Here is a 19147-nt window from a genome sequence, read left to right on the forward strand (position 1 = left end):
ATTAGAGTGATAATTGTAACTGTTTAATTAAGTTATGGCTCATAGGCCAGCTGGAATATTGGTTATCATCAAGATGATTAATATTAACAACGCCCAACAGGCTGTTGCTGATAAAAACATGATCTGCTTGCTTAAGCCTGGATAAGCTGATTGGTTCAGCGTAAACGTTAATGTTGTTTTCTAATAACGCGATAATAACTTGTTGTCGCATCACCCCTGATACACCGCTGTGGCTGATTGCTGGGGTATAAACATTTTGGCCTTCTACAATAAAGACATTGGCCATTGATGATTCAACCACATTGCCATCGGTGTCAAGTACCAGCCAGTCATCGCAACCTTGTGGTAATAGGTTTTGCTTTATCAGTACTTGCTCAAGCCGATTAAGGTGTTTCATCCCAGCAAGTATTGGTTGGCGCGCTAAGCTAATCGCCGCTAAAGATAAACTGATCCCCTGCTGTTGCCATTGCTGATAGTGAGCGGGAATATCATGTAAGGAAATGACGCTTGTTTGCTCCACAATGTCTGGGGCACTGTAACCTCGACCACCTACACCGCGGCTAATGAGTATTTTGATACAGCCTTGGTTTAAAACCTGGCCGTGCTGCTCAAGCTGATTTATTAACTCAAGTTGATTTTGTAATGCAAAGCCCAAACGCAAACATGCTTGCTGCAATCGCTCAATATGTTCATCAATGAATAACACCTTACCCTGTAACACACGCATGGTGGCAAATGCACCATCACCGTAGGCTAAACCTCTATCCAGTGGGTTAATTTGCTGTTGTGGTAATCCATTAACAAATACTGATGCCATTCTCGTTCCTGAGTGTTATCTGACTGCCAGCTTGATATTAGCATGTCGATTCAAGCGGTTTTACACAAAAGAATGGCCCCATTTGTAGGAGCCTTTCTGTGTCATCATTTTATCTTAATACAATTTTAATCCGCAAAACACGGCTATATTAAGCGTGCTAATATCTAGCGTGCCAATAAATGCTGTATTCTTGCTTTAAGAATATCGGTTGCAATACGGTTTTTACCACCACGAGGCACGATAATGTCAGCATGTTGCTTAGATGGCTCAATAAATTGTAAAAACATCGGCCTAACGGTCGCTTTATACTGAGAAATCACAGATTCCATGGTACGCCCGCGCTCAGCAACATCACGTGATAGACGACGTAAAAAACAGATATCTAACGGCGTATCCATAAATACACTGGCATCCATTAATTCACGCAGTTTAGGATCCGTTAATAATAAGATACCTTCTAAAATAATCACCTTTTTAGGTTGCATATCTAAGGTCTTGCCAATACGAGTATGTTCCTTATAGCTGTAGCAAGGAATATCAACCGACTCGCCTCGTTTTAGCTGTTTTAGATGCTCAGCCAACAACTGATGATCTAATGCTTTAGGGTGGTCATAATTGGTTTTAACACGATCTTCCATTGATAAATGGCTCTGGTCGCGATAATAGGCATCTTCATTGATTACGCCAATTTGGTCGGTACCTAAATCACGCTTTAACTCTTCAAAAATAGTTTGAGCAATTAAACTTTTACCTGATGCTGACGCACCCGCGATACCGATAATGACACATTGCGGAGAATTCATTATTTAAAACCTTACTCGTCGTCTGAAATACTAATTGATACTGTCTTTTTACTTTGTTGTTTGGCTAGTTGAGCCCCAACTTTACGAGCGATCTCACGATAAATCCCTGCCACTTCAGAATCAGGCTGACTCACAACTGCAGGGTTACCTTCATCCATTGATTCACGAATGTTGATATTAAGCGGCAAAGCACCTAATAACGGTACTTCATAACGCTCGGCAATTTTACTGCCACCATGAGTACCAAATGGGTGTTCTTTATGGCCACATTCTGGACATAAATGAAAACTCATGTTCTCAATAATCCCTAACACTGGGATATCCACTTTTTGGAACATGGTAATGCCTTTTTTCGCATCTTCAAGGGCAATATCTTGCGGTGTAGTCACCACAACCGTGCCACTCACAGGAAATTTTTGCGAAAGGGTTAATTGGATATCACCGGTTCCAGGTGGTAAATCGATAACCAAATAATCAAGTTCTGGCCACTGGGTTTCAGTTAATAACTGATTTAAAGCACCGGCCGCCATTGGGCCACGCCATACTGCAGCTTCGCCATCACCTAACATAAAGCCGATTGATTGGGCAGTAATGCCATGAGCACTGGCTGCGGTCATCATTTTCCCGTCAGGTGAAGTCGGTTTAAAACCTTGTAAACCCAGCATCATAGGAATTGAAGGACCGTAAATGTCAGCATCTAAGATGCCCACTTCAGCACCTTCTGCTTTTAAAGCTAATGCAAGGTTAACTGCCGTGGTTGATTTACCCACGCCGCCTTTACCTGAAGCCACAGCAATGACTTGCTTAATATTTGGCAATGGCGCTACAGAGCTAACCGCAGAAAATACTCTTGGCTGAAAATCAATTTCGCACTCTACTTCATCAATAGCATCAAGTACGGCTAATTTTTTAGTCACATCCATGACAGTATCACGATATTGCGTCATACATGGGTATGGATAAACTAACCCAAGTGATAAACGTTTGCCTTCAATTGAAAGCTTAGTGACACAACCTGCAGATACAAGCCCTTCGGCTAAATATGGATCTTGATATGCATCTAAAATACTCAACACGGGACCTAATAGGTCAGCACTTAATTGATAATCTGTATGCGAAGTAGACAAAAGCAGAACTCCCAGCGATAAATTTGTTCAAGTGTACCAGAATTCAAGAAAAATGAGCGCAAATTTAGCCCATTTTGTTGTTGTTTGATGAAATAATCACTTTGATCGGTTAGTATCATCAACATATATTTGGTGTAATCGATTGTTGAGACAAAATGACAAATTCACAACGTAAAATTCTGGTGACAAGTGCCCTCCCATATGCAAATGGTCCTATCCATTTAGGTCATATGCTTGAGTATATTCAAACTGATATTTGGTCTCGTTACCAAAAACTTCGTGGACATGAATGTCACTATATTTGTGCAGATGATGCCCATGGCACCCCAATCATGCTGAAAGCCCAACAACTGGGTATTACACCAGAAGAAATGATTGCTCAAGTTCAAAAAGAACATGAACAAGATTTCGCTGATTTCAATATCAACTTTGATAACTTCCATAGCACGCACTGTAAAGAAAACCGTGAGCTTGCCAGCGATATTTATCTGAAGTTGCGTGATGGTGGTTACATTAAAACCAAAACCATTTCTCAATTATTCGATCCTGAAAAAGAAATGTTTTTACCAGACCGCTTTGTCAAAGGCACTTGCCCGAAATGTAAGAGTGAAGATCAATATGGTGATAACTGCGATAACTGTGGTGCGACTTATAGCACCACAGATTTAATCAATCCTTACTCGGTCGTGTCAGGTGCTACGCCAGTAATGAAGGACAGTGAACATTTCTTCTTTGACTTACCTGCATTTGAAACCATGTTAAGTGAATGGCTTGCATCAGGTTCACTACAACCTGAAATTGCCAACAAGCTAAGAGAATGGTTCGAACAAGGTCTGCAGCAATGGGATATTTCCCGTGATGCGCCTTATTTTGGTTTTGAAATACCAGAGCAACCAGGTAAATTTTTCTACGTATGGTTAGACGCACCTATCGGTTACATGGGCTCGTTTAAAAACTTATGTGATAAACGTGGTGACCTTGATTTTGACGAATTTTGGAAAAAAGACTCTACAACAGAGCTTTATCACTTCATTGGTAAAGATATTGTCAACTTCCACGGTTTATTTTGGCCTGCAGTGCTAGATGGCGCGGGTATTCGTAAACCTACTGCTGTTTATGCACATGGTTATGTTACGGTAAATGGTGCCAAAATGTCTAAGTCAAAAGGCACGTTTATTAAAGCGCGTACTTATTTAGATAATTTAGATCCTGAGTATCTTCGCTATTACTACGCGGCGAAATTAAACAGCCGTGTTGATGACTTAGATTTAAATCTAGAAGACTTCGCACAGCGAGTGAACTCTGATCTAGTTGGTAAATTAGTGAACTTAGCTTCACGTACCGCTGGTTTTATCAGTAAACGTTTTGACGGCAAGTTAGCTAAAATCAACGATATGACTTTGACTGAGGCCTTTTTAGCTAAACAGGATATCATTGCTGATTTATATGAGACTCGTGAGTTTGGTAAAGCGATGCGTGAAATTATGGCTTTAGCTGACATGGCAAATGCCTATGTTGCTGATGCCGCGCCTTGGCAGTTAATCAAACAAGAAGACAAGCAAGATGAAGCCCATCAAGTGTGTAGCAATGCACTTAACTTGTTCCGCATCTTAGTCACTTACCTTAAACCGGTACTACCTAAGCTAGCTGACAATGTTGAAGCTTTCTTACAGACGCCATTAACATGGGATAATTTAGCTGTAGATCTAGCTGGCCATGAAATTGCTAAGTTTAAAGCATTAATACAGCGCATTGAAATGAAAAGCATTGAAGCTATCATTGAGGCATCAACTGAAAACTTACAAGTAACTACAAGTAAAGTGACTGATGCTGCGCCGGAAGCTACTCAAACTGAGCTTGAGAAAGAGCCCCTAAGCCCTGAAATTACTTTTGATGATTTTGCCAAAGTTGATTTGCGTATCGCGCTTATTTCAAAAGCTGAGCATATTGAAAAAGCCAATAAACTACTCCGTTTAGAGTTAGATTTAGGCGGCGAAACCAAGCAGGTTTTTGCAGGCATTAAATCTGCTTACGCACCAGAAGATTTGATTGGCAAACACACTGTGATGGTTGCCAACCTTGCACCACGTAAAATGAAGTTCGGTGAATCTGAAGGCATGGTATTAGCCGCCGGCCCTGGTGGAAAAGATATCTGGATTTTAGAGCCTCATGCAGGCGCGAAACCTGGCATGCGAGTCATGTAATTAGCAACAAAGCTTGAATAGTAAGGCCATCAAAAGATGGCCTTTTTTATGGCACTAGCACTCAGATTTTAGGCTGAGATTTATACTAGACTTTGAGATGGTTTTTGACTTGGATTTTGACAATCATCAGAGCTATCACAAGGCGCCTCTTTGGCAAAGTTACGGCTATTATAAGCCTCTGTATCTGCTTCAATGGCTTGCTTCATTCGCTCTTCGTAAAGCATAAACAGACTGATGAAATCATTGCCATAGCGTTCACCTTCAGGTCGCTTCAACCATTCTTTATATAAGGCATCTGCCGCTTCTTTTTCAACTCTTTGATATGTTAGCTTTTGCTGACTGACTAACTCATCAGAAAATCCCATTGCCCGCATCGACGCCGCACCAACTTTCAGGGCGGAGTGGAAGGTTTCTGACTCGACAAAATCTGCGCCAGCTTCTCGCAATAAGTGCCCATGACCACGGTCAAAAGCACGGCTGATGACTTTAAGCTGTGGGTATTTATGTTTAAGGTACTTAACCAACTCAATACTACTTTGCTGATCATCAATGGCAATGACAAAGGCGGCAGCGTTGGCAACACCTGCTGTTTCTAATAAATCAGGCCTGGTGGCATCACCATAAAAGGCTTTGGTTTTGATTTTTCTCAATGTATCCACTTGGGATGCCTGACGGTCTAGTACAACCGTTTTCACCCCGTTAGATAACAGTAATCGATTGACTATTTGACCAAAACGACCGATACCGGCAATGATCACCACACCTTGCTCATCAACCGTATCTTGTTCCCGCTCGTTTGAGTTCTTTTCATATTTGGGCACAATAAACTTTTCATAGAAGATGAATAAGCCTGGAGTCAAAAACATCGACAAGGCAACCACAATAGATAATGGCTGGGCGATATGAATGGGTAATACATCATTTTGTTGGCTAAAGCTCAATAACACAAAACCGAATTCACCCGCTTGAGCGAGACTTAGGGTAAACAGCCACCTATCACTACCTGTAATTCGGAATATAAAAGACAATATAAATAACACCAATGCCTTTAAAAACATCACCCCAAAAGTAATGGCTAAAATGGCTCCTAGATATTGCCATAAGATGTCAAAATCAATCCCCGCCCCCACGGTAATGAAAAATAGCCCCAGTAATAAACCTTTAAACGGCGCAATATTCGCCTCAAGTTCATGCTTAAACTCACTATTAGCCAGTACCACACCTGCTAAAAATGTGCCTAAAGCAGGTGAAACCTCAACCAAACTCATTAATGCCGCAATGCCAATAACTAACAATAATGCCGCAGCAGTTGAAATCTCTCTGACACCAGAATCTGCAACAAATTTAAAAATGGGTCGAGTTAAATAATGGCCGCCAAAAATAACAAAAGCGATTGAGAGCACTAAAACGATGGCATACACACCACTGGAGAGTTCAGCCACCAAGGATAACTCTTCATGATGGGCTGCTGCCTCAGACACCGCTGTTTGTGTCACTGCGACTAATTCAGGTAACGCTAGCAATGGGATTAACGCCAACATGGGGATCACGGCAATATCTTGAAACAGAAGCACTGAGAATGCATTTCGACCGGCAGGCGTTTTAATTAAGCCTTTTTCATTAAAGGTCTGCAATACAATTGCTGTTGAAGACAATGAAAAAATCAAACCTATGGTTAATGCGATTGACCATTGAATATCAAATAACATCGCAATGGCCATCACACCGCCCACTGACAAGCCAACTTGTAAGCCGCCCATGCCAATAAGACGATGCCGCATGGACCACAGCATTTTAGGCTCTAACTCTAAGCCCACCAGAAATAACATCATCACTACACCAAATTCAGCAAAATGCTGAATGGTGCTGGTTTCACTGCCAACAAGGCCGATGATGGGACCAATGACCAGTCCGGCAATTAAATAGCCAAGCACTGAGCCAAGCCCTAAACGTTGAGCCAATGGTACGGCGATAACTGCAGCTGATAAATATATAAACGCTTGTAAAAAATACTCAGTCATCCATTTATTCCTTATCTGTAGTTATTTTGCGCTCAGGTGACAAACATTACACAGGGTTCACAATATCAATATAGTGATGGGTTAAACCAAATTCATTGGCTAAATGTTCACCTAAAGCTTTTATACCAAATTGCTCTGTAGCATGATGACCTGCGGCAAAGTAATGGATCCCTTGCTCCATAGCGCAATGAAAGGTCCTTTCTGACACTTCACCACTGATAAAGGCGTCAACGTACAAGCCTGCAGCATGATCAATATAATCCTGCGCCCCGCCAGTACACCAAGCAATAGATGAAATAACCTCAGTCTCGTCACCAATGTGTAATGGCACTCGATTAAGCTTCTCTGTTAATAATGCATTAACTTGTGCAACAGTTAATGGCTGAGGAAATTTCCCCTGCCATAGTAAATTTTGCGGTATATCGGTACACACCTCAACATCGACAATACCTAATTCTTTAGCTAATTCAGCATTATTACCCAGTGTTTGATGTGCATCTAAAGGTAAATGATAGCCGAATAAATTCATATCGTGGGTCATTAGTGATTTTATTCTTTGGTATTTCATACCAGTAAGCACTTCGGGTTCATTTTTCCAAAAAAAACCATGGTGCACTAAAATCGCGTCTGCATTTAATGCTGCAGCTTGATCGATTAATGCTTGGCAAGCGGTAACGCCAGTCACAATCGTGCTGATGTGTTCAGTGCCCTGCACTTGCAGCCCATTGGGAGCGTAATCTTTAAACTGATTCACATTCAGAAAATCATTGAGATATTTAGACAATTGTTGGCGAGATACAGACGTTAATGACATAAAACTAACCCTAAATTTATTGATAGTAATAGTGTAACGCAGACCAATACTTATTGAAAAACCCTTGTTAAGATTGGCTAATAGCTGAGCGATTTTTGCATAAATTGGACTTTTAAGTACATTAAACATTAAAATTAGCCCACGGGATGTTGAACACATTAAATAAACTATTCAATAAATAAAAATAGGTCTCAAAATGTCAAACTTGACAAAAGAAGCGCTTATCGCTGAATTAACCGCGGCTCTTGAAAATCAAACTGGTAAATCTGTTGAAATTGAACAGAAAGGCAGTTGGTACAAAATTGATGGCGGCAAGTCGATACGCTTTAGCGAACTTGAGAAAATGCACCTTGAAGCCACACAAGGTCAAACCGCTGTTGCGCCTGTAGCAGATAAGCCGGTTAAAGCAGTTGTCGCAAAAAAAGCAGTTGCTAAAAAGCCTGCTGTTAAAGTTGCAAGTACACCAGCAACGTCAACTTCTGGTGGTAAAACGCCAAAAGAATTATGGCGTGAAAAACTAGCTGCGGCAGGTAAAAGTACCTTACCTCGCGGTTTCTAGTTTCAGGTGCGTTTACACAATAAAAAAGGAGCTTAGGCTCCTTTTTTATTGTGTAAATCACATCCAGACTTACATGGCTAAATCAACTCTGACATAGCCTTTTAGATAAACCACCCTCACTTCGTCACCTGCGTTAAATGCCATGCCAGGATCTTGATCTTGAATCACCATCACTTGGCTACCATCATCAAGGTTTATCATCATTTCAATGAGTTTATATTCTAATGTTCTGGTCGTGTTTCCATACTGATTTACAGCAGCGCCGCCCACTAACGCACCAAGCACAGTTGCAACATCTTGGCCTGAGCCACCACCAAATTGATGGCCAATAACGCCGCCCACCAAGGCGCCGCCAAATGTTTTCCAGCCAACATTTCGATCTTCCACCAACTGGGTTTGAGTGACATGTTTAATTGATTCAACTTGGCCGTAGACAACCTTTTCTACTGGGACAGCTTGATTTCGGTCGTAGGCCGCACTTGCTGGCACTGAGATTAAGATAAACAAAATCGCACTAAAAAGTGCTCGAGAACAGTTTGTGAGTTTCAACATAGGCAAAATTCCGCTAACGTATGCATAAGGTCTACTCATTAATATACTCAATTGTGAACTCACTGTCCTATTTAAATAAACTGCCTTTGTTTCCTGATCCACAACAAGCATTGTCAGATCCCAATGGTTTACTAGCTGTTGGTGGTGATTTAAGCCCGCAACGCCTTGTGGAAGCCTACTATCAAGGCATATTCCCTTGGTTTAATGAACACGACCCCATCCTTTGGTGGTCACCAGATCCTAGAGCCATTTTTATCCCCAAGCGACATGCAGTAAATAAAAGTATGTTAAAGCTGCTCAAAAAAAGTCCATGGCGCTTTAGTATTAATAAAGCCTTCACTGAGGTTATCCATGCTTGCTCACAACCTAGGCTCACACAGCAAGGCACTTGGATTTCATCTGACATCCAGCAGGCCTATATACAGCTGCATAAACTGGGAAAAGCACATTCAATTGAAGTGTGGGATAATGATGAGCTAGTTGGCGGCTTATACGGCATTGCAGTGGGAAGCGTGTTTTGTGGCGAGTCAATGTTTCATCGTCAATCTAATGCCTCAAAAGCGGCCTTTGCTATGCTCAACCAGCATTTATTCGACAAGGGTTTTAAACTCATTGATGCACAGATTATGAACCCTCACCTAGCCAATTTAGGCGCCGTAGACGTTCCCAGAAAAGCATTTTTAGCTCAACTAAAACAATTACGAAATCAAGTTATTAACGATGATACTTGGTTACAACAAGAGGTCTATTTTGAGTTCTAGAAGCATTAGCGTTGGCCTAACCCAGCCGTTTGATTGTAATTATATTGACGGTTTACAAGAGCAATTACTTGTTATTCAAGAGTCTGAACTTGACGCAAACTTATTCGAACAATTGTTAGGAATGGGTTTTAGACGTAATGGCAGTTCAATTTACAAACCCAGATGTCCTAGCTGTCAGGCTTGTCAGTCCATTCGAGTGGATGTTGGCCAGTTTAAGGTATCCAAAAGACAAAAAAGAACCTTAAAGAATAATCAAGATTTAACCTGGAAAGTTACGCACGAGCGTACGGCGGCACATTATCAATTATATGAACAATATATTATTGGTCGCCATTTTGATGGTCCTATGTATCCTCCCTCTGAGAGCCAGTTTAACGACTTTCTTGCTTGCCAGTGGCTACCTGATACCTTCATTGAAGTTTATGACCAACAAAAGCTCATTGGCGTTGCTGTAACCGATATGATGACGCATTCAATGTCGGCAATTTACAGTTATTTTGACCCCGAATATGCAAAACGTTCCTTAGGGTCATATATGATTTTATTGCAATGCCAGCTCGCGCAGCAAAAACATAAGCAATTTCTTTATTTAGGCTACCAAATTGATGAAAATCGTAAAATGAATTACAAGCGTTTATATCGTCCTTATCAAATCTTAACAGCTCAAGGATGGCAACATATTGAAAAAGAACCTATGCTTTAGTGTTTCAAGCCTTTACAGCTCGCGCTTTTTACGGCATGATACGGCGAATTTTTTATATTTGAAGGCATAAAGGTAACCAATTAATGGCGAAAGAAGACAACATTGAAATGCAGGGCACTATCCTTGAGACCTTGCCAAATACAATGTTCCGCGTAGAACTTGAAAATGGTCATGTAGTGATAGCACACATTTCTGGCAAGATGCGCAAAAACTACATCCGTATTTTAACGGGTGATAAAGTCACTGTTCAGTTGACTCCTTACGATTTAAGTAAAGGTCGTATCGTCTTCCGCGCACGTTAATCCTGCCTCATATATTAAAAACCCGGCTTTAATGTCGGGTTTTTTATTTGCTAGCTATCCTGGCAAATACTAAGAATTAGCAGTAATTTTTAGTAATAGTAATTAGGCGATTAACGTCAAGAAAAAATGGCTATCTGAAAACAGATAGCCATTTTTATTTGAGCCAAATAATTAACAAGGTTTAAGAGACTTTCTCTTCACATTCGCAACTGATCACCAGCTCATTATCTTTGACATCAACTTTTGCTATTCCACCAGCTTCAAGCTTGCCAAATAAGATTTCATCAGCCAATGGTCGTTTGATTAACTCAGTAACAACACGGCTCATCGGGCGAGCGCCCATATTTTTATCGTAACCCTTTTCAGCTAATAAAGTGCGCGCTTCATCAGTGACCTCGAGGGTGACACGCTTCTCATCTAACTGCGCTTGCAGCTCAATAAGGAACTTATCGACAACCTTAGCAATAATGGTCATATCAAGATGATTAAACCAAATAATCGAATCTAAACGATTTCGAAACTCTGGTGAAAACACTTTATTAATTTCTGACATCGCATTAAGGCTGTTGTCTTGTTGCTTAAAGCCTATTGAAGTACGGATAGACTCTTGAACGCCAGCATTGGTGGTCATCACCAAGGTCACATTTCTAAAGTCTGCTTTGCGACCGTTATTATCGGTTAAGGTACCGTGATCCATGACTTGCAACAGCAAATTATAAATGTCAGGGTGAGCTTTTTCGATTTCATCTAGCAGCACCACACAATGCGGGTTTTTAATTACGGCATCAGTAAGTAAACCGCCTTGCTCGTAACCGACATAACCGGGTGGTGAACCAATTAAACGTGAAACCGTATGTCTTTCGGTATACTCAGACATATCAAAACGGATAAGCTTCATGTTTAAACATGATGCCAACTGATTGGTCACCTCGGTTTTACCCACCCCAGTAGGGCCGGCAAATAAGAAACTGCCCACAGGCTTTTTCTCTGCACCTAAGCCGCTTCGAGATAAACGTATGGCAGAGCTAAGGCCCTCAATGGCTTTGTCCTGCCCGAATACCAACATCTTAAGGTTACGTTCAAGGTTCTTAAGTAAATCTTTGTCAGTAGACGATACGGACTTCTCAGGAATACGTGCTATTTTGGCAATAATGGCTTCAATTTCTGGCTGACCGATGGTTTTTTTACGTTTGCTAGCTGGCAGCATCACCATTCTAGCGCCCGCCTCATCAATCACATCAATGGCCTTGTCAGGCAAGTGACGGTCATTAATGTGCTTAGCTGACAAGCTGGCCGCAGAACTGATTGCAGCCTGAGTGTAACGAACCCCATGATGTTCTTCATACTTTGATTTAAGTCCCAGTAAAATCTTAGTGGTTTCAGCAACCGAAGGTTCGTTAATATCAATTTTTTGGAAACGACGGGCTAAAGCCCTGTCTTTCTCAAAAATACTTTGGTATTCCTGGAATGTGGTTGAGCCCATACATCGAAGTGAGCCGTTGGATAACAAAGGTTTTAACAGATTTGAGGCATCCATTACCCCACCTGAAGCGGCACCTGCACCAATGATGGTATGAATTTCATCAATAAATAAAATCGCATGTTCATTTTTGGCCAGCTCTTTTAATAGCCCTTTAAAGCGTTTTTCAAAATCACCACGGTATTTAGTGCCCGCGAGTAATGAGCCTAAATCTAACGAATACACAGTCGCATCTTTGATAACATCAGGTACTTGCTCATTAACGATACGGTAGGCTAAACCTTCAGCAATGGCTGTTTTACCCACACCAGCCTCACCGACCAATAATGGGTTATTTTTACGACGACGACATAAGGTTTGAATCGCACGCTCAACTTCATCATCACGGCCAATGAGTGGGTCTATGACCCCATCTTTAGATAATTGATTTAAGTCTGTAGCAAATTGAGCCAATAAACTTCTATCTTCACCGGCTTCAGTGCCTTCTTCGCTGGCTTCTGGGTTATTTATCTCTTCGTCACTATCGTCTTTTGGTAAACCGTGGGAGATATAGTTAACCACATCTAAACGCGTTATTTCGCAGCGACGCAGTAAATATACAGCCTGAGACTCTTGCTCACTAAAAATAGCAACTAAGACATTGGCACCTGTCACTTCATTACGACCTGATGACTGCACATGAAATACTGCACGCTGAAGCACACGTTGAAAGCCTAAGGTAGGCTGAGTTTCACGTTCTTCTGTGGTGTCAGCGATTAATGGGGTTGTTTGTTGGATGAAGTTAGATACCTCCTCGTGTAAACGAGACAGATCTGCACCACAGGCTAATAGTGCTTCTTTAGCCGATGGGTTATTAATTAATGCTAATAATAAATGTTCTACTGTCATATATTCATGACGTGAATCTCGAGCTTGTTGAAAAGCGAGATTCAAGGTGACTTCAAGATCTTTGTTTAGCATAGCACCCCCTAAAAATACTCAAATACTGCAGAGTTACCGGTTGTGAACAGCAAGTTCACTATGCGGCTTCTAATGTACACAGCAACGGATGTTCGTTTTCTCTGGCAAATTGATTTACTTGTAAGACTTTGGTTTCAGCGATCCCAAATGAAAAAACACCACATATTCCTTTACCTTGGTGATGGATAGCCAACATGATGTCTGTGGCTTGCTGTTCATCCTTGTTAAAAAAGCGTTGAAGCACTTCAATAACAAAATCCATCGGTGTGTAATCATCGTTATTTAACACGACCTTATACATTGAAGGTGGTTGTAGCTCCGATTCAACACGCTCTTTAGTGTGCTCTACGCTGCCTAATCTACCCATGTGTTAATACTAGCCTCTAGTTTGGTACAAGACCAATTGATATTATTAAATTAATTAAATGTTGTCATTTTGTTAATTTTTACTTGACATCTTTTCGTACAAATTTCATTCTGTTTGCAGGCGGCACATGTAGACCGCTCTTAATAAGTTTTACTATCTTACTGGTAAGTAGGCAACAGAAGGAAGTGGAAGTATGGCAAGCGGAACTGTTAAATGGTTCAACAACGCCAAAGGATTCGGGTTTATATGCCCAGATCAGGGTGGCGAAGATGTTTTTGCACATTATTCAACTATTGAAATGGAAGGCTACAGAACGCTAAAAGCGGGTCAGCCTGTCGATTTCGAAACTGAGCAGGGCCCAAAGGGCATGCATGCTTCAGCCATTTCACCAACAAAATAGTCGGTGAAACTTTAAATCAAAAAGGCAGAGATTTTAATCTCTGCCTTTTTTATTGGGCAAATAAAAAGTAAATATTAAACTGTTTGCCCAAAAAAACACCTAATCGTAAATAAAACTGAGGTTCAATTCATCTTAACTTAAGCAACTTCAACCTCCGGCGTTAACAAATTTGCTGACAGAGGCTAAATCTCACTGAGCCTAGTTTCAGTATTCAAGCCTTGAAAGCTTATCCCATTAACTGAGTGCGATTAAAATCAGTCGAACTGGCTATGGCGGCAAACAGGCACAAAAAAGCAGAGAGCAAGCCCTCTGCTTTACGGCATCAATTTTATGCCTTCAATTTAGCCACAAAAAAACGCTTAATGTGTAATAAATTGATTTAGTAATGCACTTGGACGCATGGCAGCTTCAGCTTTTGCTGCGTCTAAACGGTAGTAACCACCTAAATCAACAGCAGGGCCTTGTGATGCATTCAATTCCGCCACAATTGCCGCTTCGTTAGATGTTAGCGACTCAGCAAGTTCAGTAAACTGCGCAGCTAATTCCGTATCAACAGTTTGCACTGAGACAGCTTGAGCCCAATACATGGCTAAATAAAAGTGACTACCACGGTTATCAAGCTCACCAACACGACGTGAAGGTGATTTATTGCTATCAAGGAATTGGCCGATAGCAATATCTAACGTATCCGCTAGCACCTGTGCTTTAGGGTTATTTGCTGTTTGGCTTAAATGCTCTAAAGAAGCCGCTAATGCCAAAAATTCACCCAGTGAATCCCAGCGTAAATGGCCTTCTTTCTCAACTTGTTGAACATGCTTAGGTGCACTACCACCCGCGCCTGTTTCAAATAAGCCACCGCCATTCATTAACGGCACAATTGATAGCATTTTAGCACTAGTGCCTAATTCAAGAATTGGGAATAGATCAGTCAGGTAATCACGCAGTACGTTACCCGTTACAGAAATAGTATCTAAACCTTGTTTAACGCGAGCGAGTGTCACTCGAGTTGCTTCTACTGGTGCAAGAATTTGTATATCCAAGCCGTCAGTATCATGATCTTGAAGATAAGCTTCAACTTTAGTGATTAATTGAGCGTCATGAGCACGCTTACTGTCTAACCAGAAAATTGCAGGCGTGGCACTTAAACGTGAACGTCGAACTGCTAACTTAACCCAATCGCGGATTGGTGCATCTTTTACCTGGCACATTCTGAAAATGTCACCAACTTCAACATTATGCGTCATCAACACCTTGCCAGCACGGTTAACAACGTTAACAACACCTGCTTGTGCAATTTCAAATGTTTTATCATGACTACCGTATTCTTCGGCTTTTTGAGCCATCAAACCGACGTTTGGCACACTGCCCATTGTGGTTGGGTTAAATGCGCCATTGGTTTTACAAAATGCAATTGTTTCTTGATACACACCGGCATAACAACGATCAGGGATCATTGCTTTGGTGTCTTTAAGTTGGCCATCTGGGCCCCACATTTTACCTGAAGAACGAATAGCTGCAGGCATAGATGCATCAATAATAATATCACTTGGTACGTGTAAGTTAGTGATGCCTTTATCTGAATCAACCATCGCCAATGCTGGACGTTTAGCATAAACCGCAGCAATATCAGCCTCGATTTCTGCGCGCTGGGCTTCTGGTAATGTGGCAATTTTTGCGTATACATCACCAAAACCATTGTTAACATCAACGCCTAATTCATCAAACAGCACTTGGTGCTTGTCAAAAACCTCTTTAAAGAAAACTTTTACAGCGTGACCAAATAAAATCGGGTCTGATACTTTCATCATTGTTGCTTTAAGGTGCAATGACAATAGTACATCTTCAGATTTAGCCGCTTCGATTTCTCGCTCGTAAAAGGCAACTAAAGCTTTGTTGCTCATTACTGCGGTATCAATTACTTCACCGGCTAATAAAGATAAGCCCGTTTTCAAAGCTACTTTTTGGCCATCTGCTTGGGTTAGCACGATATCTACAGTATCAGCATCAGTCAGGGTGACTGATTGCTCACTACCGTAAAAATCACCTTCATTCATATGCGCAACGTGTGATGCTGAATCACTTGCCCATTTACCCATTGAATGCGGGTTTTTCTTAGCGTAATTTTTTACCGATGTTGGCGCGCGGCGATCAGAGTTACCTTCACGCAATACCGGGTTTACTGCACTGCCTTTAATCTTGTCATAACGTGACTGAGATTCACGCTCTGCATCAGTCAATGGCTCATCTGGGTAGTTTGGTATGTCGTAACCTTTCGCTTGAAGTTCAGCGATACAGGCTTTTAACTGTGGAATTGACGCACTGATGTTAGGTAACTTGATAATATTAGCTTCAGGCGTATTTGCCATTAGGCCTAACTCAGTGAGTGCATCAGCAATTTTTTGCTCTGCAGTTAACTTTTCAGGAAAGTTAGCAATAATACGGCCAGATAAAGATATATCTCTAGTCTCGACTTTTACACCTGCAGCATTGGTAAATGTGCGGATGATAGGGAGTAATGACAGCGTAGCTAATGCGGGGGCTTCATCAGTTTCAGTATAAATGATCGTTGGAGAATTATCTTTCATGCTTTTTCCTACATTATTGAAATAAATAGTTTTTATAAATTATTATTGTAATAAGTATCTACCTAAAAAGACCTTTAATCTATTGTTAAAGTGTAATTTTGCGGCACAAATCCATATGAAATTTGAAAAATAAATAGTGGCTGCTTGTTTTTTAAAAACGGGTACAGATCACATTTTTAGGCCAACATCATAGACCATTATGTGCAAGATTCAAATTCCACTAAGGCCCAATGCCGAGTAAACTATACAAAATGAATCAATTTCATCATTAAAGGCTTTTATATGTCAGTCAATGGCAAACCAAAACGTTTCAGTAATAAATTTGCATCCCCAACATCAACTCGCCCAATGAAAAAAGGCTTTAAACGCCCAGTAGCTAAGCCAGTATCCGATCCCGTAATTGTGTTGTTTAACAAACCTTTTGATGTTTTATGTCAATTTACCGATGAATCTGGTCGCCAAACCTTAAAAGATTTTATTCCAGTAAAAGACGTTTATGCTGCAGGACGTTTAGATAGAGACAGTGAAGGCTTATTGCTACTCACTAATGACGGTAAACTGCAGGCGAAATTGACCCAGCCGAAAAAGAAAACCTTTAAGACTTATTGGGCTCAAGTTGAAGGTGAGCCAGATGCAGCGTCAATAAAAGCACTCTGCCAAGGGGTTGAACTAAAAGATGGCATGACCTTGCCAGCAAAAGCAAAAGTAATCGATGAACCTGCGGTTTGGGAGCGAACCCCGCCAGTGCGTGAGCGAAAGTCTATTCCAACAACCTGGTTAGAAATTCAAATTTGTGAAGGCAGAAACCGACAAGTGAGACGCATGACCGCGCATATCGGCCACCCTACTTTAAGATTAATTCGCTATAAAATAGGTCAATGGAGTTTAGATGACATTAATTGTGGTGAATATAAAGTCCACAAACAAGAAAGTTAATCTGTCACACAAGATTTTTAGGCAATAGGATAAGTCATGGTGAAACCACGTTATAAACCCAATACCACTGTTGCTTGTGTTATCCATTGTGATAATAAATTTTTATTAGTTGAAGAAATTATTGATGGTGAAGTGCGCTTTAACCAACCTGCAGGGCATTTAGAAGCTAATGAAACCATCATTGACGCCTGCATTCGGGAAGTAAAAGAAGAAACCGGATTAAATATTACTATTTCGGCACTCGTTTGCATCTACCAATTTAGTGCATCAAACGCATTGTCTTTTATGCGATTTACTTTTTGCGCACAAGTAAACAAATGCGTTGAATGCACCCCAATAGATCCTGCTATTAGTGCCTGCCATTGGTTAACTATAGAACAGGTAAAAGCCCGCCAAAATCAACTCCGTAGCCCATTAGTGCTCAAATCTATTGAAGACTATTTACATAAACCCCACAGCCCATTATCACTGATTAATAGTGAACTTCAGGTGATAGCCGCAACTAATAATGCATGATAGAATATGCGCCGCACATTTTAGAGATTTAAAGGTTCATTTGTCAGCGCACTTGAAATGCGCTAACGGCGACCACATTATGATCTCTAACTACCCAAACACTCATGGTTTCTAGGTTTTATGACATTAAGTACTCCCAATCCAAATGGTAAAAAAGTCATCGTTGGCATGTCCGGCGGTGTAGATTCTTCTGTTTCTGCGTATTTGCTTATGCAGCAAGGCTACCAAGTAGAAGGATTGTTCATGAAGAACTGGGAAGAAGATGATACCGATGAGTATTGTGCGGCTTCTGAAGACTTAAAAGATGCCCAGTCCGTCTGTGATAAATTAGGCATTAAACTTCATACAGTTAACTTTGCGGCAGAGTATTGGGACAATGTTTTCGAGTATTTCTTAGCGGAATATAAAGCAGGTCGTACCCCAAATCCCGATATCATCTGTAACAAAGAAATCAAATTCAAAGCATTTTTAGAATTCGCTGACGAAATTCTTGATGCTGACTATATTGCTATGGGCCACTACGTTCGCCGTTATGACAGTGCTGACGGAACTCAAATGTTACGTGGCGTTGATGGCAATAAAGATCAAAGTTATTTCCTCTATACCCTTAGTCATGAGCAAGTGGCTAAAAGTTTATTCCCTGTGGGCGAATTAGAAAAACACCAAGTTCGTGATATCGCCAAAGAAATGGGCTTAATCACCCATGATAAAAAAGACAGTACTGGCATCTGCTTTATCGGTGAGCGCAAGTTTACTGACTTTTTAGCAACCTACTTACCTGCTCAGCCTGGTGATATTGAAACCGCTGATGAAGGTGAAGTGATTGGTACCCACCAAGGATTGATGTACCACACACTAGGCCAGCGTAAAGGTCTGGGTATTGGTGGCTTGAAAAATAGTAACGATGATCCTTGGTATGTGGTTGATAAAGATTTAACCCGCAATGTGCTCGTTGTGGCCCAAGGTGGTAAGCATCCACGGTTAATGTCTACTGGCATGTTGGTCAATCAATTACATTGGGTTGACCGCAAAGGCCCAAGCGCACCAGCAAAAATTACCGTTAAAACTCGTTATCGTCAGCAAGATGTGCACTGCACTGTGACTTATGATGATGACAGTAACTTAAGGGTTATTTTTGATGAACCCGTTGCTGCGGTAACGCCGGGGCAATCTGCAGTATTTTATGATGGTGAAGTCTGCCTTGGCGGCGGAATCATTGATTGTTTAATTAGAGGATAGT

Annotated in this window: 18 protein-coding genes; 9 read left to right on the forward strand and 9 right to left on the reverse strand. The window is 41.1% G+C overall.

Annotated features, from left to right (window positions below; all coding sequences use genetic code 11):
- Position 1 precedes the first annotated feature (1 nt).
- From pabC to apbC, 3 genes are all read right to left on the reverse strand, one after another.
- Positions 2–817 (reverse strand): aminodeoxychorismate lyase, encoded by an 816-nt coding sequence (pabC, locus tag Q4557_RS00195; protein WP_102520018.1) that lies wholly within the window; start codon positions 815–817, stop codon positions 2–4.
- A 164-nt stretch (positions 818–981) separates the two neighbouring features.
- The gene (gene udk / locus Q4557_RS00200; protein ID WP_102437854.1) at positions 982–1620 is read right to left on the reverse strand and encodes a uridine kinase; all 639 of its coding nucleotides are present in this window, start codon (positions 1618–1620) and stop codon (positions 982–984) included.
- Between the two features lie 11 nt (positions 1621–1631).
- On the reverse strand, positions 1632–2747 hold the full coding sequence (gene apbC / locus Q4557_RS00205; RefSeq protein WP_303409893.1) for an iron-sulfur cluster carrier protein ApbC: 1116 nt from the start codon (positions 2745–2747) through the stop codon (positions 1632–1634).
- 155 nt (positions 2748–2902) lie between these two features.
- On the opposite strand from apbC, the gene metG reads away from it, so the two are divergent.
- Positions 2903–4951 carry a methionine--tRNA ligase gene (metG, locus tag Q4557_RS00210; RefSeq protein WP_303409895.1) on the forward strand — a complete coding sequence of 683 codons (2049 nt, stop codon included), beginning with the start codon at positions 2903–2905 and terminating at the stop codon, positions 4949–4951.
- An 80-nt stretch (positions 4952–5031) separates the two neighbouring features.
- On the opposite strand, the gene Q4557_RS00215 is transcribed toward metG, so the two are convergent.
- Together Q4557_RS00215 and Q4557_RS00220 are read right to left on the reverse strand one after the other, a co-directional pair.
- Complete coding sequence (locus Q4557_RS00215; protein ID WP_102477247.1) at positions 5032–6972, reverse strand: monovalent cation:proton antiporter-2 (CPA2) family protein; 1941 nt, start codon at positions 6970–6972, stop codon at positions 5032–5034.
- Positions 6973–7018: 46 nt separating this feature from the next.
- The gene (locus tag Q4557_RS00220; protein WP_303409898.1) at positions 7019–7786 is read right to left on the reverse strand and encodes a Nif3-like dinuclear metal center hexameric protein; all 768 of its coding nucleotides are present in this window, start codon (positions 7784–7786) and stop codon (positions 7019–7021) included.
- 196 nt (positions 7787–7982) lie between these two features.
- Between Q4557_RS00220 and Q4557_RS00225 the strand changes: the two genes are divergently transcribed.
- Positions 7983–8345: a hypothetical protein gene (locus Q4557_RS00225; RefSeq protein ID WP_102437862.1), complete on the forward strand. Its 363-nt coding sequence runs from the start codon at positions 7983–7985 to the stop codon at positions 8343–8345.
- Between the two features lie 69 nt (positions 8346–8414).
- Here the strand turns inward: Q4557_RS00225 and Q4557_RS00230 are convergent, their stop codons facing one another.
- Positions 8415–8897 carry a glycine zipper 2TM domain-containing protein gene (locus Q4557_RS00230; protein WP_303409901.1) on the reverse strand — a complete coding sequence of 161 codons (483 nt, stop codon included), beginning with the start codon at positions 8895–8897 and terminating at the stop codon, positions 8415–8417.
- A gap of 53 nt (positions 8898–8950) precedes the next feature.
- On the opposite strand from Q4557_RS00230, the gene aat reads away from it, so the two are divergent.
- The 3 genes from aat to infA all read left to right on the forward strand — a co-directional run bounded on the left by aat (position 8951) and on the right by infA (position 10663).
- Complete coding sequence (aat, locus tag Q4557_RS00235; protein ID WP_102437907.1) at positions 8951–9658, forward strand: leucyl/phenylalanyl-tRNA--protein transferase; 708 nt, start codon at positions 8951–8953, stop codon at positions 9656–9658.
- Entirely contained in the window at positions 9618–10361 is a 744-nt protein-coding gene (locus tag Q4557_RS00240) for an arginyltransferase (protein WP_102437866.1), read from the forward strand. Before aat ends, Q4557_RS00240 begins: the two co-directional genes overlap by 41 nt.
- A gap of 83 nt (positions 10362–10444) precedes the next feature.
- A complete protein-coding gene (gene infA / locus Q4557_RS00245; protein ID WP_011496276.1) occupies positions 10445–10663 on the forward strand; it encodes a translation initiation factor IF-1 in 219 nt (72 codons plus the stop codon).
- Positions 10664–10844: 181 nt separating this feature from the next.
- Here infA and clpA read toward each other — a convergent pair whose 3' ends face one another.
- Together clpA and clpS are read right to left on the reverse strand one after the other, a co-directional pair.
- Positions 10845–13103: an ATP-dependent Clp protease ATP-binding subunit ClpA gene (gene clpA, locus Q4557_RS00250; protein ID WP_102437868.1), complete on the reverse strand. Its 2259-nt coding sequence runs from the start codon at positions 13101–13103 to the stop codon at positions 10845–10847.
- A 58-nt stretch (positions 13104–13161) separates the two neighbouring features.
- A complete protein-coding gene (gene clpS / locus Q4557_RS00255; RefSeq protein ID WP_102437870.1) occupies positions 13162–13470 on the reverse strand; it encodes an ATP-dependent Clp protease adapter ClpS in 309 nt (102 codons plus the stop codon).
- A 193-nt stretch (positions 13471–13663) separates the two neighbouring features.
- On the opposite strand from clpS, the gene cspD reads away from it, so the two are divergent.
- Complete coding sequence (gene cspD, locus Q4557_RS00260) at positions 13664–13870, forward strand: cold shock domain-containing protein CspD (RefSeq protein ID WP_055024439.1); 207 nt, start codon at positions 13664–13666, stop codon at positions 13868–13870.
- A gap of 359 nt (positions 13871–14229) precedes the next feature.
- On the opposite strand, the gene Q4557_RS00265 is transcribed toward cspD, so the two are convergent.
- Entirely contained in the window at positions 14230–16455 is a 2226-nt protein-coding gene (locus Q4557_RS00265; RefSeq protein WP_303409924.1) for an NADP-dependent isocitrate dehydrogenase, read from the reverse strand.
- A 282-nt stretch (positions 16456–16737) separates the two neighbouring features.
- On the opposite strand from Q4557_RS00265, the gene Q4557_RS00270 reads away from it, so the two are divergent.
- From Q4557_RS00270 to mnmA, 3 genes are all read left to right on the forward strand, one after another.
- Positions 16738–17391, forward strand: coding sequence for an rRNA large subunit pseudouridine synthase E (locus Q4557_RS00270; RefSeq protein WP_102477245.1), 654 nt, complete (start codon positions 16738–16740; stop codon positions 17389–17391).
- A gap of 39 nt (positions 17392–17430) precedes the next feature.
- The gene (locus Q4557_RS00275) at positions 17431–17907 is read left to right on the forward strand and encodes an NUDIX hydrolase (RefSeq protein ID WP_303410130.1); all 477 of its coding nucleotides are present in this window, start codon (positions 17431–17433) and stop codon (positions 17905–17907) included.
- Between the two features lie 120 nt (positions 17908–18027).
- Positions 18028–19146, forward strand: a complete 1119-nt coding sequence (mnmA, locus tag Q4557_RS00280) for a tRNA 2-thiouridine(34) synthase MnmA (protein WP_102520013.1) — start codon at positions 18028–18030, stop codon at positions 19144–19146.
- Position 19147 lies beyond the last annotated feature (1 nt).

It is taken from the genome of Shewanella sp. 5_MG-2023 (assembly GCF_030547465.1).
GTDB lineage: Bacteria > Pseudomonadota > Gammaproteobacteria > Enterobacterales > Shewanellaceae > Shewanella.